Below are 16,943 nucleotides of genomic sequence, written 5' to 3' on the forward strand. Positions count from 1 at the left end.
GATCCGATCCTAGGTCGGGGGCTCCCCCGGTGCCCGGCCCGCCTCCAGCCGGTCCTTGCAGGCGAACGCCACCGCCTTCGCCGCGCGCTGGCGGCGCCGGGCCTCCGCGGCCCCGCGACGCGGCGGGGCGGGGGCGGGGCGGCCGTCGGGGCCGGGCGGGTCGGCGCGCAGGAAGTAGTGCAGCACCGTGCCGTCGAGCACCGGCTCCAGCCAGACCTCCATGCTGCCGACGAGCGCGCCCGTCACCGTCCAGCGGAAGCCCTGCACGCCGCGGTCGGTGTCGACGGCGAGCCGCAGGTCGGGCCACCACCGGAGCCACCGGTCGGGCACCGCGAACTCCGCCGCGACCACCTCCGGGGGCACCGCCAGGAACGTCTCGTCCACCACGTCGACCGAGGGCACGGCGCCAGACTGCCGGACCGGGCGAACCGGACAGGTTCCGGCCCTCCCCCACACGGGTTACGGCACGGTAGGTTGCGCCCAGCCGCAGCCGAGGAGGACTGGTCCAGTGCGCGAGTACAGCGTTCCCGCCACCATCACCGTGGGTGACGAGGAGAACCTCGTCGACGCGGTCTACGACAACGCGTCCGCCCACGGCGCCGACGTCGTCTACCGCCGCCGGGGCACCGGCGACGCGTGGACCGACGTCACCGCCGCCGAGTTCGCCGAGCAGGTCACCGCCGTCGCGCGGGGGCTGATCGCGTCCGGGGTCGCCGCGGGCGACCGGGTCGCGCTCCTGTCGCGCACCCGCTACGAGTGGACGCTGCTCGACTACGCGATCCTCGCCGTCGGCGGCGTCACCGTGCCGATCTACGAGACGTCGTCGGCCGAGCAGGTCAACTGGATCCTCGAGGACTCCGGCGCCGTCGGGATCGTCGTGGAGTCGCCCAAGCACAAGGACCTCGTGGCCGGCGTCGCCGCCCCGTCGGTGACGGTGTGGCAGATCGACGGGGGCGCCGTGGAGTCGCTGACGTCCGCCGGCGTCGACGTCCCCGCGGAGGAGGTGCAGGCCCGGCGCTCGGGCGTCCGCGCCGACGACCTGGCCACGCTGATCTACACCTCGGGCACCACCGGCCGGCCCAAGGGCTGCGAGCTGACGCACCGCAACCTGCTCACCGAGGTCCGCGGCGTCACGCAGGTGTTCCCCGAGCTGTTCACGGCGGGCGGCTCGGTGCTGCTGTTCCTGCCGCTCGCGCACGTGTTCGGCAAGGCCATCCAGCTCGGCGCGATGTGCACCCGCACGATCGTCGGGCACACCCCGGACGTCGCCCAGCTGCTGCCCGACCTGGCGGCGTTCAAGCCGACGTTCCTGCTCGCCGTGCCGCGCGTGTTCGAGAAGGTCTACAACGGCGCCCGCCAGCGCGCCCACAACGACGGCCGGGGCAAGATCTTCGACGCCGCCGCCGACACCGCGATCTCCTGGTCGAAGGCGCAGGACACCGGCGGCCCCCGCATCGCGCTGCGCGCCAAGCACGCCCTGTTCGACCGGCTCGTCTACGGCAAGCTGCGGATGGCCGTCGGCGGCGAGGTCGTCGCCGCCGTCTCCGGGTCGGCGCCGCTGGGCGCGCGCCTGGGCCACTTCTTCCGCGGCGTCGGCCTGCCGGTCCTCGAGGGCTACGGCCTCACCGAGACCTCGGCGGGCATCACGCTCAACACCCTCGCCGCCCAGCGCATCGGCAGCGTCGGGCGTCCCGTGCCCGGGCACGCCGTGCGGATCGGCGAGGACGGCGAGATCCTGCTCAAGGGGCCGATCGTCTTCCGGGGCTACTGGAAGAACGAGACCGCCACGGCCGAGGCGATCGAGGACGGCTGGTTCCACAGCGGCGACATCGGCGAGCTCGACGAGGGCGGCTTCCTCACGATCACCGGCCGCAAGAAGGAGATCATCGTGACGGCGGGCGGCAAGAACGTCGCCCCCGCCGTGCTCGAGGACCGCCTGCGCGCCCACCCGCTGATCAGCCAGTGCATGGTCGTCGGCGACGCGCAGCCGTTCATCGGCGCGCTGGTCACCATCGACAGCGAGGCCCTGCCCGGCTGGCGCGAGCGCCACGGCAAGCCGGCCGGCGACAGCGCCGCCGACCTGGTCGACGACGCCGACCTGCTGGCCGAGGTGAACGCGGCGGTCGACGAGGCCAACAAGGCGGTGTCGCGGGCCGAGCAGATCCGCAAGTTCCGGATCCTGCCGGTCGACTTCACCGAGGCCGGCGGGGAGATGACCCCGACGATGAAGGTGAAGCGGCAGGTGGTGGCGAAGACGTTCGCGGACGACATCGCGGCGATCTACAGCTAGGCCCCCACTCCCCCTCCAGGTTGCAGCAAGGCCACCTTGTGGACGCTTTCCGTCATCAAGGTGGCCTTGCTGCAACTCTTCGTGGGGGTCGCTCGCGCTCAGACGGCGAGCAGCTCGCGCAGGCGGGCCACGCGGGCGTCCCAGGTCCAGTCGGCCACCATCCGCTCCCGCCCGGCCGCACCCATCGCGGCCGCCCGGGCCGGGTCGGCGAGCAGGCCCCCGACCGCCGCGGCCACCGCGTGCACGTCCCGGCCGTCGACGACGTGGCCGGTGACGCCGTCGTGCACCGTCTCCGGCGCGCCCCCCGACCGCCCGACGACCACCGGCAGCCCGCACGCCGCCGCCTCCAGCGCGACGATCCCCAGCCCCTCGATGTCCAGCCCACCGCCGCGGGTGCGGCACGGCAGGGCGAAGACGTCGCCGACGGCCTGGTGCGCGGCCAGCTCGTGCTCGGGCACCGCCCCGGTGAGGACGACGCCCGGCGCCGCGGCGGCGAGCCGGCGCAGGCGGTCGGCGTCCGGCCCGTCGCCGACGAGCAGCAGCCGCGCGTCCGGCACGCGCGCGCGGACCGCGGGCCACGCGGCCACCAGGACGTCCTGGCCCTTGCGCGCCACCAGCCGCGACACGCACACCGCCACCGGGGCGTCCCCGAGGCCGTAGCGGGCGCGCAGGACGGCGCGGGCGGCCGGGTCGGGGCGGAACCGCGCGGTGTCGATGCCCGAGGGCAGGTGCTCCAGCGCGGCCCGCGGCCCGAACGCGGCGGCGACCCGGCCGCGGGTGTGCCGGGAGATCGTCGTGACCGCGTCCGCGTCCTCGCCGATGCGCCGCAGCGCCTGCCGCGCGCCGGGCAGCATCGACCACCCCACCTCGTGCCCGTGCGTGCTCGCCACCACCCGCGCCACGCCGGCCCGGCGGCGCAGCCAGGGCCCGAGCAGGGCCAGCGGGGCGGCGGCGCCGAACCAGACCGTGCGCGCCCCGTACCGCCGGGCCAGGCCCGCGGCACGGGGCGCCACCGCGGGTCCGGGGAGCATCAGCGACGTGGGGTGGCGGTGCACCGGATGGGCGAAGGCGGCGTCGAACTCCGCGGCGCCCGGCCATGCGGGCGCGTACACGACGAGCTCCCCCGGCGGCAGCCGCCGGGCCAGCTCGTGCAGGTAGGTCTGGATGCCCCCGGTGCGCGGCGGGAAGTCGTTCGTCACCAGCAGGGTGGGCACGGCCGGGAGCCTAGGTCGGCGGGTGAGCCCGGGCGGCGGCCGGTGGTTCCGGCCGCCGCCCGTACCCGGGGAGCGGACGAGGTCTAGAGGCGGCGGGCGCCGCTGAACGCGCTGCTGGACACGGTGGCGTACTTGACGACGTCGCCGGTCTGCGGAGCGTTGACCATCTTGCCGTCGCCGGCGTAGATCCCGACGTGGCTGACGGGGCTGTAGTAGAAGACGAGGTCGCCGGGCTGCATGTCGTCCCAGCCCACGGCGCGCCCCACCCCGGACTGCGCCGACGACGAGCGCGGCAGCGTGACGCCCGCCTCGGAGAACGCCCACGAGGTGAGGCCGGAGCAGTCGAAGCTGCCCGGGCCCTCGGCGCCCCACTGGTAGGGCTTGCCCAGCTGCGTGATCGCGGCGCGCAGCGCGACGACGCCGGCGCCGCTCCCGCTGATCGGGCCGCTCGGACCGTCGACGCCCGGGCCGAGGCGGTCGGCGCGCTGCTGCGGGCTCAGCCGCTCCAGCAGGGCCTCGGCCTCCTCGATGCGCATCTCGGCGTCGCGCTTGCGGGCGGCGACCTCCTGCTCCGCGGCCGCGGCCGCGTCGGCGGCCGACTGCGCGCGGGCGGTGGCGGCGTCGGCCTCGGCCTGTGCGTCCTCGGTGTCCTCGACGACGGCGACCAGCTGCTCGAGCGCGATCCGCTGGTCGGCCGCGAGCATCTCCAGCACCGACATCTGGTCGAGGAAGTCCTCGGGCGAGCCGCTGGCGAGCAGTGCGTTGAACTGGTCGAGGTTGCCGCTCTCGAAGGTGGACATCGCCAGCGCGTCGACCTGCCGGCGGTACTCCTCCTCCGCGGCGCGGGCGGCGTCGGCGGCCTGGCGGGCGGGCTCGACGGCGGCGGTCATCCGCGCGAGCTCCTCCTTGCGGGCCGTGAGCTCGTCGGTGGCGGCGTGCCACTCCTCGGTGAGCGCCTCGGCCTCCCGCTGCACCTGCTCGAGCGCGGCGGCGGCGTCGGTGGCGTTGTCGGGCGGCGCGGGCTGCGCCGCGGCGGGGGCGACCCCCAGCACCAGGGCCAGAGCGCCGGCCAGGAGCATCGCCAGCAGAGCCGGTGCGCCGGGGCGGGTCCTGCCGGGTGACACCACTCGGACGCGTCTCCTTCGTTCCCACCATCGTGACCGACGTTCTGCTCTACCGGAGCAACGGCGCTCGCCGAACGGAGTAACGATGGTGACCGTGCGTCGCCTTTCGCGTTCGAATGGCTGACGGGCCGCACGGCTCCGGGGAGATTACGGAGACGACCAGGGGGCGTCCACCACGGGGTGCCACCGGCGCGCCGCGCCGGACCCGCCCCCGAACGGAGGCAACGACCTGCGGGAACGGTTCGGTAACGCCGTGATGTCACCCGGTGTCACGAGCCGCTCCCCCATCGTCGTGACCACCGGACATCCGCCGACGCGGGGCGGCCACCAGCCGCAATCTCGGCACCAGGCCTTGATCGGCGAGCACGGCGAGCGCGCGTTGCTCCGGTGCGTCGAGCTGCACCGTGGACGCGCCGGACGGTCCCTCCTCGGCCGCCGCGACGTCGTCGGGCCGCCGGGCCGGGACCCCGGGCACCCCGAGCAGCACGCCGATCACGCAGTCGCCGCAGGCGTTCCCGCGGACCTCGCAGCTGTCACAGTCGACGATCATGTCGCTCCCTCCGGTCGGCTCGGTGCCGTCGGAGGGGGACGCTAGGAGCGACCCCTGACAGTTTCCGGGGGTCAGCCGCGCACGAGCCGCGTGAGGATCGCCGTGGAGGGCACGGTGTAGGCCCCGCGCCGCTGCACCGACCGGACGACGGCGGCGTCGGACGTGGCCACCAGGACGGGGCGTCCGTGCGGCTCGGCGGCCACCAGCGAGCGGATGACGTCGTCGGCGATCACGCCGGGGTCGCTGAACAACACTCGCACCCCGCGCGAGCCCCGGACCGGTGCCGCGACGACACCCGCCCCGTCGAACACGACGGTGACCTCGACCCCGGTGCGCGCGGCCAGCGCCGCGAGCTGCCCGACCAGCCGCGTGCGCTGGTCGGCCAGGGTGAGCTCGGGGTAGCCGGTCTTGCTGACGTTGTAGCCGTCGACGACCAGGTGCACGGTGGGCACCGCGAGCAGGGCGTCCAGCGCCGCGAGGCCGTCGACCGCGCCGCCGCCCGCCGCCGCGCCGGCCCCGGTGACGAGGTCGCCGGGCCGGGGGCCGCCCCCGCCCAGCGCCAGCTCGCGCCGCAGGCCGGCGACCGCCCCGCCCAGGGTGTCGACGAGCAGTCCCAGGCGCACCTCGTCGGCCTGCCGGGCCTCGCGGGCCGCCTGCCGCGCCGCCGCGACCTCCGCGGCGGCCCGGTCGGCCCGCCGCCGCTCCTGCTCCGCCCGCCCGCGCTCGCGCTCGACCTCGGCCCGCGCCGCCGCCAGCTCGGCCGCGGACGACGCCCGCAGCTCCTCGACGACCCGGTCGGCGGCAGCACGGCCGTCCAGCGCGGCGCGCAGCTTCGCGCCCTGCTCGGACACGCGCCGGCGCAGCTGCTGGTACTCCGCGTCGCGCTGGTCGCCCGCCGAGCGGGCCTGCTCGCGGGCCTCGCCCAGCTCGCCGCGCAGGCGCTCGAGCTCGACCGACAGCTTGTCGACCCGCGAGAGCGCGGCGTCGCGCTCGGCGCGCAGCTCCACCACGTCCCCGCGGTGCGCCGCGGCGGCCACGGCCTGCGCCGCGGCCTCGTCGCCGGCCAGCACGGCGGCGGCCGCGGCCGTCAGCGGGTCGTCGGCCCCGGTGACCAGCTCGCCGGGCCGGTTCTCGTCCCACCAGGCGACGACGGCCGCGCGGAACGCGGTGGAGCCGGTCAGCTCCGCCAGCAGCGCCGGGCCGCCGAGCTTCGCGCGCTTGGCGGGGGTGAAGCGGGCGAGGCGGCGCAGCGGCACCGGCACCTCGGTGGCGGGCATCCCGCCGAGGGCGGTGGCCGCGACGTCGGCGAGCCGGGCGCGCACGGCGTCGGGCAGGCGCGACCACTCCACGGGGCTCCCCCCGTCGGACGCGGACGTCGCATGCATCGCACCAGGGTAGTCGTGGTCGCGGGGTCCCACCGGCGGCGCGGCGGGCGGTCCCCGGATCGGGACCGACGCCCCCGTGCGCGAACGGCACTCTCACCCAACCTCGCCGGGCGAGAGTGCCGTTCGCCCGGCCGGTCCGACGGTGCGAACCGATGTTCGACCGGTTCTGTCGGGGGGCCTCGCTAGCGTGCGGCCCGTGACCGCTCCCCCGGCCTCGCGCGAGACCCGCCCGCCCCCCGAGGTGCACCGCCCGCCCCGCGAGGTGCAGCTGTCGTTCGACGAGCTCGGCACGCCCCTGCGCGAGGTCACGTTCGTCGTGCTCGACCTGGAGACCACCGGCGGCTCCGCGAAGAAGGACTCGATCACCGAGATCGGCGCGGTCAAGGTGCGCGGCGGGGAGCGGATCGGCGAGCTGTCGACGCTGGTCGACCCGGGCGTCGGCATCCCGCCGGGGATCGTCGCGCTCACCGGGATCACCACGGCGATGGTGCGGGCGGCGCCGCCGGTCCCCGCCGTGCTGCCGGCGCTGCTGGAGTTCCTGCGCGGGGCGGTGCTGGTGGCGCACAACGCCCCGTTCGACACCGGCTTCCTGCGCGCCGCCTGCGAGCGCCACGGGCACGCCTGGCCCCGGCCGCCCGTGCTGTGCACCGCGCGCCTGGCCCGGGCCGTGCTGCCCCGCGAGGAGGCCCCCAGCGTGCGGCTGGGGGCGCTGGCCGCGCTGTTCGGCACCGCCACCACGCCCAACCACCGGGCCCCCGCCGACGCCGCCGCCACGGTCGAGGTGCTGCACCACCTGCTCGAGCGCATCGGCAACCTCGGCGTGCAGAGCCTGGAGGAGCTGCTCGCCCTCGCGAAGGACTCCGCGCCGCACAGGCCCACCACGGGGCAGCGGCGCAAGCGGACGCTCGCGCGCGGCGTCCCGTCGGCGCCGGGGGTGTACCTGTTCCGGGGCCCGCGCGACGAGGTGCTCTACGTCGGCACGAGCGGCGACCTGGCCCGCCGCGTCCGCAGCTACTTCACCGCCGGGGAGCGCCGGCGGCGCGTGCGCGACATGGTGGCGCTGGCCGAGCGCGTCGACACCGTCGTCTGCGCGCACTCCCTGGAGGCCTCGGTGCGCGAGCTGCGGCTGATCGCCGCGCACCGGCCCCGCTACAACCGGCGCTCGCGCAACCCGCAGCGCGGGTGGTGGGTCGCCGCCACCGTCGAGCCGTTCCCTCGGCTGTCGGTCGTCACCACGCCGCGGGAGGGTGCGCTGGGGCCGTTCGCGTCGCGGCGGGCGGCGGGCACGGCGGTGGAGACGCTGCTCGACGCCGTGCCGCTGCGCTCCTGCACGCCCCGCATCCCGCTGCGCCCCGCGGGCACGCCCTGCGCGCTGCACGACATGGGCCGCTGCGCCGCGCCGTGCGCCGGGCTGCAGACGGTGGCGGAGTACACCCCGGCCGTCGACGCGCTGGCCGACCTCGTCGACGGCCGCGACGACTCCCCGCTGCGCCGCCTCGCCGACGCCGTCGACGCGCTGGCCGAGCGCGAGCGGTTCGAGGACGCGGCGGTCCGGCGCGACCGCCTGGCCGCGCTGATCCTCGCGCTGGCGCGCACGCAGCGGCTCGCCGCGCTGGCGCAGGTCGACGAGCTGGTCGGGGCCCGGCCCGACGGGCGCGGCGGCTGGGAGGTCGCGGTGCTGCGGCACGGGCGGCTGGCCGCGGCGGGGGTGGCCCCGCGCGGGGTGGCGCCGATGCCGGTGATCGACGCGCTGCGCCTGGGCGCGCAGACGATCCTCACGGGGCCGGGTCCGCTGCGGGGAGCGCCGCACGAGGAGGTCCGGCTGCTGCACCGCTGGCTGGCGACCGGCGGTACGCGCCTGGTGCACAGCGAGCCGCAGTGGGCCGAACCCGCCCGCGGCGCCCCGTCCTGGACGGCGTGGGCCGAGCGCGCCCGCCCCCTGGAGGTGCCGGGCGACTGACGCCCCGCCACGGGCTACGGTCGGCACGCCGGGCCGCGCCCGCCCCGGCCCGCCGACGTACAGGGAGCCCGCCGTGATCACCGCGATCGTCATGGTGCACACCGCCGCCGACCGCATCCCGGAGACGGCGCAGGCCATCGCCGACCTCGAGGGCATCAGCGAGGTCTACTCCTGCGCGGGCGACGTCGACCTGATCGCGGTCGTCAAGGTGGCCCAGCACGACCAGCTCGCCGACGTCATCGCCGGGCGGCTGTCCAAGATCGACGGGGTGACGCGCACCGACACCCACATCGCCTTCCGCTCGTACTCCCGCGCCGACACCGAGGCCACCTTCTCCGTCGGCCTGGACTGAGCGCGGGGGCCGTCCCACCTGGTGGTCAGGATAGCCTCACCTCTGCTCCCGACGAGAGGACGGCTCCCCCATGCCCACCACCCACCCCCGTCGCCCGCTCGCGGCCGTCGCCGCGGTCGCCGCGGCGCTCGTGCTGTCGGCGTGCGGCGGCAGCACCGGCACGGAGGAGCCGGCCCCCGCGCCGCGCACCGTCGCCCACGCCCACGGCGAGACGCAGGTGCCGGCCGACCCGCAGCGGATCGTCGTGCTGGAGCCCGTGCAGCTCGACACCACCGTCGCGCTGGGACGCGTCCCGGTCGGGGCGGCCGTGCTGAGCCCCACGGCGGGCGTCCCGGCCTACCTCGGCGACGAGGCGCGGTCCGTCACGCCGGTCGGCACGGTCGCCGAGCCGTCGCTCGAGGCGATCGCCGCACTGGCTCCCGACCTCATCCTGGGCACCGAGTCGCGCCACAGCGCGCTCTACGACGGGCTGTCGGCGATCGCCCCGACCGTCTTCATGGCCAGCCAGGCCGACCCGTGGCAGGACAACGTCCGGTTCGTCGGGCGGGCTCTCGCCGCCGACACCGAGGCCCAGGGCCTGCTCGACCGCTACGACCAGCGCTGCGACGAGGTCGCCGCCGCGTACGGCACCGCCGGCCGGACCGCGCAGCTCATCCGCCCGCGCGACGGCCAGCTCACCCTCTACGGCCCCACCTCGTTCGCCGGCAGCACGCTCGAGTGCGCCGGCTTCACCACCCCGCCGCGCGACTGGGAGGGCTCGATCTCGGTCGACCTGTCCCCGGAGTTCGTCCTGGACGCCCGGGCCGACCTCGTGCTCGTCACCGGCACCACCGCGGGCGACGAGTCGGTGGTCCCGCCCGCCGTCGCGGCGGTGCGCGCCGAGTCCTTCCCCGACCTGCACGTCGTCGACCAGTCCTTCTGGATCACCGGCGTCGGGCCGCGCGGGGGCCTCGCGGTGCTCGACGACCTCGAGCGCATCCTCTCCGGCGCGGCCGCGTGACGGGAGCCTTCGACGCGTCGCCGAACGCCCTGTTCGAGACCCGGGTGGCCGCGGTCGGCCGGGTCTCGCGGGGGTTCGTGCGCCTCACGCTGCACGGGCCCCAGCTGGCGCACTTCGTCGCGCACGGGCCGGACCAGCGGATCAAGCTCCTCGTGCCGCAGGACGGCTACCCCGCCGCCTTCGCCCCGCGCGCCGAGCCGGTGCCCGAGCGGGAGTGGCGCGCGACCTGGCGGGACCTGCCCGACGACGGCCGCCCCGTCCTGCGCAGCTACACGCCGAGCGCGGTGCGGGCGCCGGAGCGCGAGGTCGACGTCGACGTCTTCGTGCACGCCCGCCCGGGCCCGGCGAGCCGGTGGGCGGCCGCGGCCCGGGTCGGCGAGCGCCTGCTGCTCTCCGGCCCGGACGTGCGCCGCGGCCGGCCGGGCCACGGCGTCCAGTGGCAGCCGGGCGACGCCGACTCGGTGCTGATCGTCGCCGACGAGGCCGCCCTGCCCGCCCTGCGCGGCATCCTCGCCGCGCTCGGTCCCGGGGTCGGCGGCACGGCGCTCGTCGAGGTGGACGACCCGGCCGACGCCGACGGCCTCACCGCCCCGCCCGGCGTCGCGGTGACCCGGCTCCCGCGCGGCGGCCTGCTCCCCGCCGCCGAGGCGTGGACGCGGGCGCACGGCGCGGCCGCCGCAGCGCACGGTCCGCGGTTCTACGCGTGGGTCGCGGCCGAGAGCACCCGCGTCGCCCGGGTCCGGGCGCTGCTGGTGGAGGCCGGCGTCGCCGCGGGCCGGGTGAGCGCGCAGGGCTACTGGAACGACCGCCCCCGCCCCACCTGAGACCCGCCCCGCCCTCGCCCCGTACCCACCCGCGCCCACACCCGCCACCCCGCCGCCCCGCCCCCCCGCAACCCCCCCGCCCTCCCTTCTCGTGACAGTGGAGTGGCTTTACTGGTGCCCAGTGGCAGTAAAGCCACTCCACTGTCACCGGAGTGGGGGGGAGGCGAGGGGCGCGGGCGGGGAGGCGAGGGGCGGGGGGGTGCGGGCGCGGCGGCGTGCGGGCGCGGCGGCGTGCGGGCGCGGCGGCGTGCGGGCGGGGGCGGCGGGCGGGGCGGCGCGCGGGCGGGGCGGCGCGCGGGCGGGGGCGGCGCGCGGGCGGGGCGGGCGCGCGCCTCAGCGCAGGCTCGTCGACACCTCGGCCCAGCGGGCCAGCAGGCCCTCCGCCGCCCCCGAGTCGATCGCGTCCGCCGCCCGCGGCAGGGCCCGGCGCAGGTCGTCGACCAGGGACGGGCCGGGGCCGTCGAAGGCCACCAGCGCGGCGGCGGAGTTCAGCAGCACCGCGTCCCGCACCGGCCCGTGCTCGCCGGCCAGCAGGGCGCGGAACACCCCCGCGTTGACGCCGGCGTCGCCGCCGCGCAGGTCCTCGCGGGTGGCCGGGGGGATGTCGAGGGCGGCGGGGTCGAGGGTCTCGACCCGCACCTGCGACCCGGACACCACGTGCACCGTGGTCGTGCCGGCCGTGGTGATCTCGTCGAGGCCGTCGTCGCCGCGCACGACGAGCGCCGACGTGCCGCGCGCCGCCAGGACGTCGGCGATCACGGGCAGCAGGGCCGGGAAGGCGCAGCCGATCAGCGCCGCCGCGGGCTGCGCGGGGTTGGTGAGCGGGCCGAGCACGTTCATCGCGGTGGGCACGCCCAGCTCGCGGCGGGTGCCGGCGGCGTGGCGCATCGCCGGGTGGAACACCGGCGCGAAGCAGAACCCGATCCCGACCTCGGCGACGCAGGCCGCCACCCCGGCGGCGGGCAGGTCGATGGCGACGCCGAGGGCCTCCAGCACGTCGGCGGTGCCGCTGGCCGACGACGCCGCGCGCCCCCCGTGCTTGACGACCGGTGCCCCGGTGGCCGCGACGACGACGGCCGACATCGAGGAGATGTTGACGGTCTGGGCCTGGTCGCCCCCGGTGCCGACGACGTCGACGGCGCGCCCGGGCACGGAGAACCGGTTCGCGTGGCGCAGCATCGTCTCGGCCAGCCCGCCGATCTCGACGGCCGTCTCGCCCTTGGCGCGCAGCGCGACCAGGAACCCGGCGAGCTGCGCGGGCGTGGCCTCGGCGGACAGGACGCGGTCCATCACCCAGGCGGTGTCGCCGGAGTCGAGGTCCTCGCCGCGGATCAGCCTGCCCAGCAGCGCGGGCCAGGTCCGGGCCGCGGGGCCCTGCTCAGCCACGGTGCGCGACGGGCAGCTCACCGGCGATCGAGCGGCGCAGCACGTCGGCGACGGTCTCGGCCGCGGTGATCGGGTCGAGCGGGTGCACGAGCACGGCGTCGGCCTGCGACCAGGTCGCGAGCCACCGGTCGTCGCGCCGCCGGACGGTGACGATGATCGGCGGGCAGTTCGTGATCTCGTTCTTCAGCTGCCGCGACACGCCCATGCCGCCGGTCGGCTGGGCCTCGCCGTCGAGCACGGCGAGATCGACCGAGCCGGCGTCGGCGGCGGCGAGCACCTCGGCGATCCCGCCCGCCTCCAGGAACGTGACGCGCCCGAGATCGGGCGCCGGCCGCCGACCGATGGCGTTGACGATGGCCTCGCGGACCTCGGGCCGGTGGCTGAGCACCAGCACGGTCAGGGGCTCCGGGGCGACGGGGCTGTTCACGCGCGGAACTCTAGACCGCGCCGTGACGTTGCGATGAGGAACCCGTTGGGTCCCCGACAGGCTGTAGAAGTTGGTCTGGGGTCATAATGCCCTCGTGACGACAGCGGCTCCCAACATCAGCGCGCGGATCCACTCGCTGAACCGGCCCAACCTGGTCAGCGTCGGCACGATCGTCTGGCTGTCCAGCGAGCTGATGTTCTTCGCCGGACTCTTCGCGATCTACTTCACCGCGCGCGCCCAGAACGAGGGCGAATGGCCCCCGGCCCCCACCGAGCTCAACGTGCCCTACGCGCTGGGGGTGACGATCGTCCTCGTGGCGTCGTCGTTCACCTGCCAGTTCGGGGTGTTCGCGGCGGAGCGGGGTGACGTCTTCGGCCTGCGCCGCTGGTACCTGCTCACGCTGGGCATGGGCACGTTCTTCGTGCTCGGCCAGGCGTACGAGTACTACACGCTGGTGACCGAGCACGGCACCACGCTGGCCTCGAGCGCCTACGGCACGGTCTTCTACATGGCGACGGGCTTCCACGCCCTGCACGTCATCGGCGGCCTGGTCGCGTTCGTGTACCTGCTCGTGCGCACGAAGCTGAGCAAGTTCACGCCGCAGCAGGCCACCGCGGCCATCGTCGTGTCGTACTACTGGCACTTCGTCGACGTGGTCTGGGTCGGCCTCTTCGCCGTCATCTACTTCATCCGCTGATGGCAGACACAGACATGCCGGAACTACCCGAGGGCGCATCGATGACCACCACACCGAACACGCGCGGGGCGCGCAGCCGGTTCCGGCGCCGCCTCGCGGGCGCGATGGCGCTGGGCATCGGCCTGCTGTCGGCCGGAGCGCTGTACACCGTCGCCACACCGCAGGCGCAGGTCGCCGTGGCCCAGGAGGCCGACGCGGCCCTGGTCGCCCGGGGCGAGCAGCTCTACAACGAGAACGCGTGCATCACCTGCCACGGCGCGAACCTGCAGGGCGTCAACGACCGCGGGCCCAGCCTGATCGGCGTCGGTGACGCGGCCGCGTACTTCCAGGTCTCCACCGGCCGCATGCCGCTGGCCCGCCAGGAGGCCCAGGCGCAGCGCAAGCCCCCGCGCCCGGCCTTCGACCCGGAGACCGAGGAGGGCCAGGCCAACCTCGACGCCCTCGGCGCGTTCATCCAGGCCAACGGCGGCGGCCCGGCGCGGCCGCAGCAGACCGGCGAGGAGCTGCGCGGGGAGAACCCGGCGCGCGGCGGCGAGCTGTTCCGCCTCAACTGCGCCTCCTGCCACAACTTCACCGGCCGCGGCGGCGCGCTGTCCTCGGGCAAGTTCGCGCCGACGCTGGACCCGGCCACCGAGACCGTCATCTACACGGCGATGCTCTCGGGCCCGCAGAACATGCCGAAGTTCTCCGACCGGCAGCTCACGCCGGAGGAGAAGGCCGACATCATCGCCTACATCAAGTCCGTCGGCGACAACAACAACAACCCGGGCGGCAACGCGCTCGGCGGCATCGGGCCGGTGTCGGAGGGCCTCGTCGCCTTCATCGTCGGCCTGGCCGGTCTGATCGGCGTCGCGCTGTGGTTGGGAGCCAAGTCATGACCCTCTCCGAACGGGACCACTCCTCCGGCCCCGCCCGCCGTCCCACGCCGGCCGAGCTCGACGACATGACGCAGGACCAGCTCGCCACGCTGGCGGCGAACCTCGACGACGTCGAGGTCGTGCACAACGCGCGGAAGTTCCCGGTCCCGGGAACCCGCGCGGAGAAGCGCGCCGAGCGGGCCGTCGCCCTGTGGTTCATCATCTCGGCGCTGTCCGGGCTGGCCTTCCTCGTGGCGTTCCTGTTCTGGCCCTACGAGTACGTCTCGCCGTTCGAGCCGGGCTACCTCGTGTACTCGCTGTACACCCCGATCATCGGCGGCACGTTCGGCCTGGCCGTGCTCGCGCTGGGCATCGGCGTCATCTCCTACGTCAAGAAGTTCTTCCCCGACGAGGTGTCGGTGCAGCAGCGCCACGACGGTGCCTCCGACGAGGTCGACCGCCGCACGGTCATCGCGCAGCTGCAGAAGGCGGGCCAGGACACCGGCATCGCGCGCCGCAAGCTGATCACCCGCGCGGCGGGCGGCGCGGCCGGCGTGTTCGGCCTCGGGCTGGGCATCGCGGCGATCGCACCGCTGGTGCGCGACCCGTGGGAGGGCCGCGAGCTCGCCGCCCTGTGGACCACCGGCTGGCGCCCCGTCGACGGCGAGACCGTCTACCTGCGCCGCGACACCGGCATCCCGGACGAGATCTCGCTGGTCCGTCCCGAGGACCAGGAGCCGGGCTCGATGGAGACGGTGTTCCCGTTCCGCGAGTCCGAGCGGGGTGACGAGGAGGCGCTGCTGCACGCGCTGCGCCGCTCCGACAACCCGGTCATGCTGATCCGCCTGCGCCCGGGCACCCAGGTGACCCAGCGCAGCGGCCAGGAGGACTACCACTACGGCGACTTCTACGCCTACTCCAAGCTCTGCACGCACCTCGGCTGCCCGACGTCGCTCTACGAGACGCAGAGCCAGCGGATCCTGTGCCCGTGCCACCAGAGCCAGTTCCTGGCCACGGAGTACGCCAAGCCGGTCTTCGGTCCGGCCACCAGGTCGCTTCCGCAACTTCCGATTACAGTGAACGACGAGGGTTACCTCGTGGCCACAGCCGACTTCCGCGAGGCAGTCGGACCCGCCTTCTGGGAGCGGAGATCATGAGTTCGATCACCACGCCGACGACGTCCGGGGGCGGTGGCAACAGGCTCGTCGCCGGTGCCCTGGACGGGGCCGACCAGCGCTACCACCCCGCCGCGGGCATGCGGAAGCAGTTCAACAAGGTCTTCCCGACGCACTGGTCGTTCATGCTCGGTGAGGTCGCCCTCTACAGCTTCATCGTGCTGCTGCTCTCGGGCACGTACCTGGCTCTGTTCTACGACCCCTCGATGGCCGAGGTCACCTACGACGGGGTCTTCGACAACCTGCGCGGGGTCCACATGACCCGGGCCTACGAGTCGACGCTCGACATCTCGTTCGAGGTGCGCGGCGGCCTGTTCGTCCGCCAGGTGCACCACTGGGCGGCGCTGCTGTTCATGGCCGCGATGGTCGCGCACATGTTCCGCACCTACTTCACCGGCGCGTTCCGCAAGCCGCGTGAGGCCAACTGGGTCATCGGCATCGTGCTGACCCTCGTCGGCACGTTCGAGGGCTTCACCGGCTACTCGCTCCCCGACGACCTGCTCTCGGGCACCGGCCTCCGCATCGCGTCGGGCATCACGCTCTCGGTCCCCGTGGCCGGTACCTGGATCCAGTGGGCACTCTTCGGCGGGGAGTTCCCCGGCACGGAGATCATCCCGCGGCTCTACATCATCCACGTGCTGCTGTTCCCGGGCATCCTGCTGGCGCTGATCGGCCTGCACGTCGGCCTGGTCTGGTATCAGAAGCACACCCAGTTCCCCGGCCCCGGCCGCACCGAGCACAACGTGGTCGGCGTCCGCATCCTCCCGGCCTTCGCGGCCAAGGGCGGCGCGTTCTTCGCGGTGTTCGTCGGCGTCAACGGCCTCATGGGCGGCCTGCTCCAGATCAACCCGATCTGGAACCTCGGGCCGTACAACCCGGCGCAGATCTCGGCGGGTTCCCAGCCCGACTTCTACATGGGCTGGTCCGACGGCATGGCCCGGCTGTGGCCCGCGTGGGAGATCTACCTGGGCGACTACACGATCCCGGCGGTGTTCTGGCCGACGGCCGCGTTCCTGCCGCTGATCTTCGTGGTCGCCGGCGCGTACCCGTGGCTCGAGGCGCGGTTCACCAAGGACAGGGCCCTGCACAACCTGCTGCAGCGCCCCCGCGACGTGCCGGTCCGCACCGCGCTCGGCGCGATGGCGATCATGTTCTACATGGTCCTGCTGATCAGCTCGGCCAACGACTGGTTCGCCTACTTCTTCGACGTGTCGCTCAACGCCACGACGTGGATGGGCCGCATCGGCCTGCTGGTCCTGCCGCCCGTCGCCTACTGGGCGACCTACCGGATCTGCATCGGCCTGCAGAAGGGCGACCGCGCGGTCCTCGAGCACGGCATCGAGACCGGCATCATCAAGCGCCTGCCGCACGGCGAGTTCATCGAGGTGCACCAGCCCCTCGCCGGGGTCGACGCCCACGGGCACGCGATCCCGCTCGCCTACCAGGGCGCCCCGGTGCCCAAGCGGATGAACCAGCTCGGCCTGGGCGGTGCCCCGGTCCCCGGCTCGCTGCTCACGCCCGACCCGCGCGAGGAGACCCTCGCGCTGGAGAGGGCGAAGGCCGAGGAGGCCGCGGCCGAGGCGGCCCGCCACGGCGGTCACGACGGCGACGACCAGCGCGCCGCCCGCACCGCCCAGAGCCGCGAGCTCGCGGCCAGCTCCGAGGGTCGTCCGCAGGACACCGACGACTGACCCGCTCCACC

The 16,943-nt window shown here is 75.3% G+C and carries 16 protein-coding genes; 9 read left to right on the forward strand and 7 right to left on the reverse strand.

Annotation, left to right across the window (positions count from 1 at the left end):
* Positions 1-9 precede the first annotated feature (9 nt).
* Positions 10-402 carry a polyketide cyclase / dehydrase and lipid transport gene (locus HOP40_RS30545; protein ID WP_205346974.1) on the reverse strand — a complete coding sequence of 131 codons (393 nt, stop codon included), beginning with the start codon at positions 400-402 and terminating at the stop codon, positions 10-12.
* Between the two features lie 106 nt (positions 403-508).
* Here HOP40_RS30545 and HOP40_RS30550 point away from each other — a divergent pair, with 106 nt between their 5' ends.
* A complete protein-coding gene (locus HOP40_RS30550; protein ID WP_172165609.1) occupies positions 509-2,290 on the forward strand; it encodes an AMP-dependent synthetase/ligase in 1,782 nt (593 codons plus the stop codon).
* A gap of 98 nt (positions 2,291-2,388) precedes the next feature.
* Here the strand turns inward: HOP40_RS30550 and HOP40_RS30555 are convergent, their stop codons facing one another.
* The 4 genes from HOP40_RS30555 to HOP40_RS30570 all read right to left on the reverse strand — a co-directional run bounded on the left by HOP40_RS30555 (position 2,389) and on the right by HOP40_RS30570 (position 6,563).
* Positions 2,389-3,504: a glycosyltransferase family 4 protein gene (locus HOP40_RS30555; protein WP_172165612.1), complete on the reverse strand. Its 1,116-nt coding sequence runs from the start codon at positions 3,502-3,504 to the stop codon at positions 2,389-2,391.
* Positions 3,505-3,587: 83 nt separating this feature from the next.
* Complete coding sequence (locus tag HOP40_RS30560; protein ID WP_172165615.1) at positions 3,588-4,628, reverse strand: NlpC/P60 family protein; 1,041 nt, start codon at positions 4,626-4,628, stop codon at positions 3,588-3,590.
* A 259-nt stretch (positions 4,629-4,887) separates the two neighbouring features.
* Positions 4,888-5,178, reverse strand: coding sequence for a hypothetical protein (locus HOP40_RS30565; protein ID WP_172165618.1), 291 nt, complete (start codon positions 5,176-5,178; stop codon positions 4,888-4,890).
* Positions 5,179-5,249: 71 nt separating this feature from the next.
* Positions 5,250-6,563 (reverse strand): NYN domain-containing protein, encoded by a 1,314-nt coding sequence (locus HOP40_RS30570; protein WP_172165621.1) that lies wholly within the window; start codon positions 6,561-6,563, stop codon positions 5,250-5,252.
* Between the two features lie 262 nt (positions 6,564-6,825).
* On the opposite strand from HOP40_RS30570, the gene HOP40_RS30575 reads away from it, so the two are divergent.
* The 4 genes from HOP40_RS30575 (at position 6,826) to HOP40_RS30590 (ending at position 10,699) form a co-directional block, all read left to right on the forward strand.
* On the forward strand, positions 6,826-8,523 hold the full coding sequence (locus HOP40_RS30575) for a DEDD exonuclease domain-containing protein (RefSeq protein WP_240157851.1): 1,698 nt from the start codon (positions 6,826-6,828) through the stop codon (positions 8,521-8,523).
* 73 nt (positions 8,524-8,596) lie between these two features.
* On the forward strand, positions 8,597-8,875 hold the full coding sequence (locus tag HOP40_RS30580; RefSeq protein ID WP_172165624.1) for an Lrp/AsnC family transcriptional regulator: 279 nt from the start codon (positions 8,597-8,599) through the stop codon (positions 8,873-8,875).
* A 70-nt stretch (positions 8,876-8,945) separates the two neighbouring features.
* Positions 8,946-9,875 carry an ABC transporter substrate-binding protein gene (locus HOP40_RS30585; RefSeq protein WP_172165627.1) on the forward strand — a complete coding sequence of 310 codons (930 nt, stop codon included), beginning with the start codon at positions 8,946-8,948 and terminating at the stop codon, positions 9,873-9,875.
* A complete protein-coding gene (locus HOP40_RS30590) occupies positions 9,872-10,699 on the forward strand; it encodes a siderophore-interacting protein (protein WP_172165630.1) in 828 nt (275 codons plus the stop codon). The genes HOP40_RS30585 and HOP40_RS30590 overlap by 4 nt, the downstream gene beginning before the upstream one ends.
* Positions 10,700-11,032: 333 nt before the next feature.
* Here the strand turns inward: HOP40_RS30590 and trpD are convergent, their stop codons facing one another.
* Together trpD and HOP40_RS30600 are read right to left on the reverse strand one after the other, a co-directional pair.
* Positions 11,033-12,085, reverse strand: a complete 1,053-nt coding sequence (trpD, locus tag HOP40_RS30595) for an anthranilate phosphoribosyltransferase (RefSeq protein ID WP_205346975.1) — start codon at positions 12,083-12,085, stop codon at positions 11,033-11,035.
* Positions 12,078-12,512, reverse strand: a complete 435-nt coding sequence (locus HOP40_RS30600; RefSeq protein WP_240157371.1) for a response regulator — start codon at positions 12,510-12,512, stop codon at positions 12,078-12,080. Before HOP40_RS30600 ends, trpD begins: the two co-directional genes overlap by 8 nt.
* 94 nt (positions 12,513-12,606) lie before the next feature.
* Here HOP40_RS30600 and ctaE point away from each other — a divergent pair, with 94 nt between their 5' ends.
* The 4 genes from ctaE to qcrB are packed head-to-tail and all read left to right on the forward strand — an operon-like array spanning position 12,607 to position 16,932.
* On the forward strand, positions 12,607-13,209 hold the full coding sequence (ctaE, locus tag HOP40_RS30605) for an aa3-type cytochrome oxidase subunit III (protein WP_172165636.1): 603 nt from the start codon (positions 12,607-12,609) through the stop codon (positions 13,207-13,209).
* 41 nt (positions 13,210-13,250) lie between these two features.
* A complete protein-coding gene (gene qcrC, locus HOP40_RS30610) occupies positions 13,251-14,087 on the forward strand; it encodes a cytochrome bc1 complex diheme cytochrome c subunit (protein ID WP_172165639.1) in 837 nt (278 codons plus the stop codon).
* A complete protein-coding gene (gene qcrA / locus HOP40_RS30615) occupies positions 14,084-15,223 on the forward strand; it encodes a cytochrome bc1 complex Rieske iron-sulfur subunit (RefSeq protein ID WP_172165642.1) in 1,140 nt (379 codons plus the stop codon). The genes qcrC and qcrA overlap by 4 nt, the downstream gene beginning before the upstream one ends.
* Entirely contained in the window at positions 15,220-16,932 is a 1,713-nt protein-coding gene (gene qcrB / locus HOP40_RS30620) for a cytochrome bc1 complex cytochrome b subunit (RefSeq protein WP_172165645.1), read from the forward strand. The genes qcrA and qcrB overlap by 4 nt, the downstream gene beginning before the upstream one ends.
* Positions 16,933-16,943: the final 11 nt, after the last annotated feature.

Origin of the sequence: Pseudonocardia broussonetiae, from assembly GCF_013155125.1 — a bacterium.
GTDB classification, from domain to species: Bacteria; Actinomycetota; Actinomycetes; order Mycobacteriales; family Pseudonocardiaceae; genus Pseudonocardia; species Pseudonocardia broussonetiae.

Coding starts and splice junctions, on each gene's coding strand:
- HOP40_RS30565 (WP_172165618.1), bottom strand. CDS start 5,178: ATGATCGTCGACTGTGACAGCTGCGAGGTCCGCGGGAACGCCTGCGGC.
- HOP40_RS30570 (WP_172165621.1), bottom strand. CDS start 6,563: ATGCATGCGACGTCCGCGTCCGACGGGGGGAGCCCCGTGGAGTGGTCG.
- HOP40_RS30585 (WP_172165627.1), top strand. CDS start 8,946: ATGCCCACCACCCACCCCCGTCGCCCGCTCGCGGCCGTCGCCGCGGTC.
- qcrC (WP_172165639.1), top strand. CDS start 13,251: ATGACCACCACACCGAACACGCGCGGGGCGCGCAGCCGGTTCCGGCGC.
- qcrA (WP_172165642.1), top strand. CDS start 14,084: ATGACCCTCTCCGAACGGGACCACTCCTCCGGCCCCGCCCGCCGTCCC.
- qcrB (WP_172165645.1), top strand. CDS start 15,220: ATGAGTTCGATCACCACGCCGACGACGTCCGGGGGCGGTGGCAACAGG.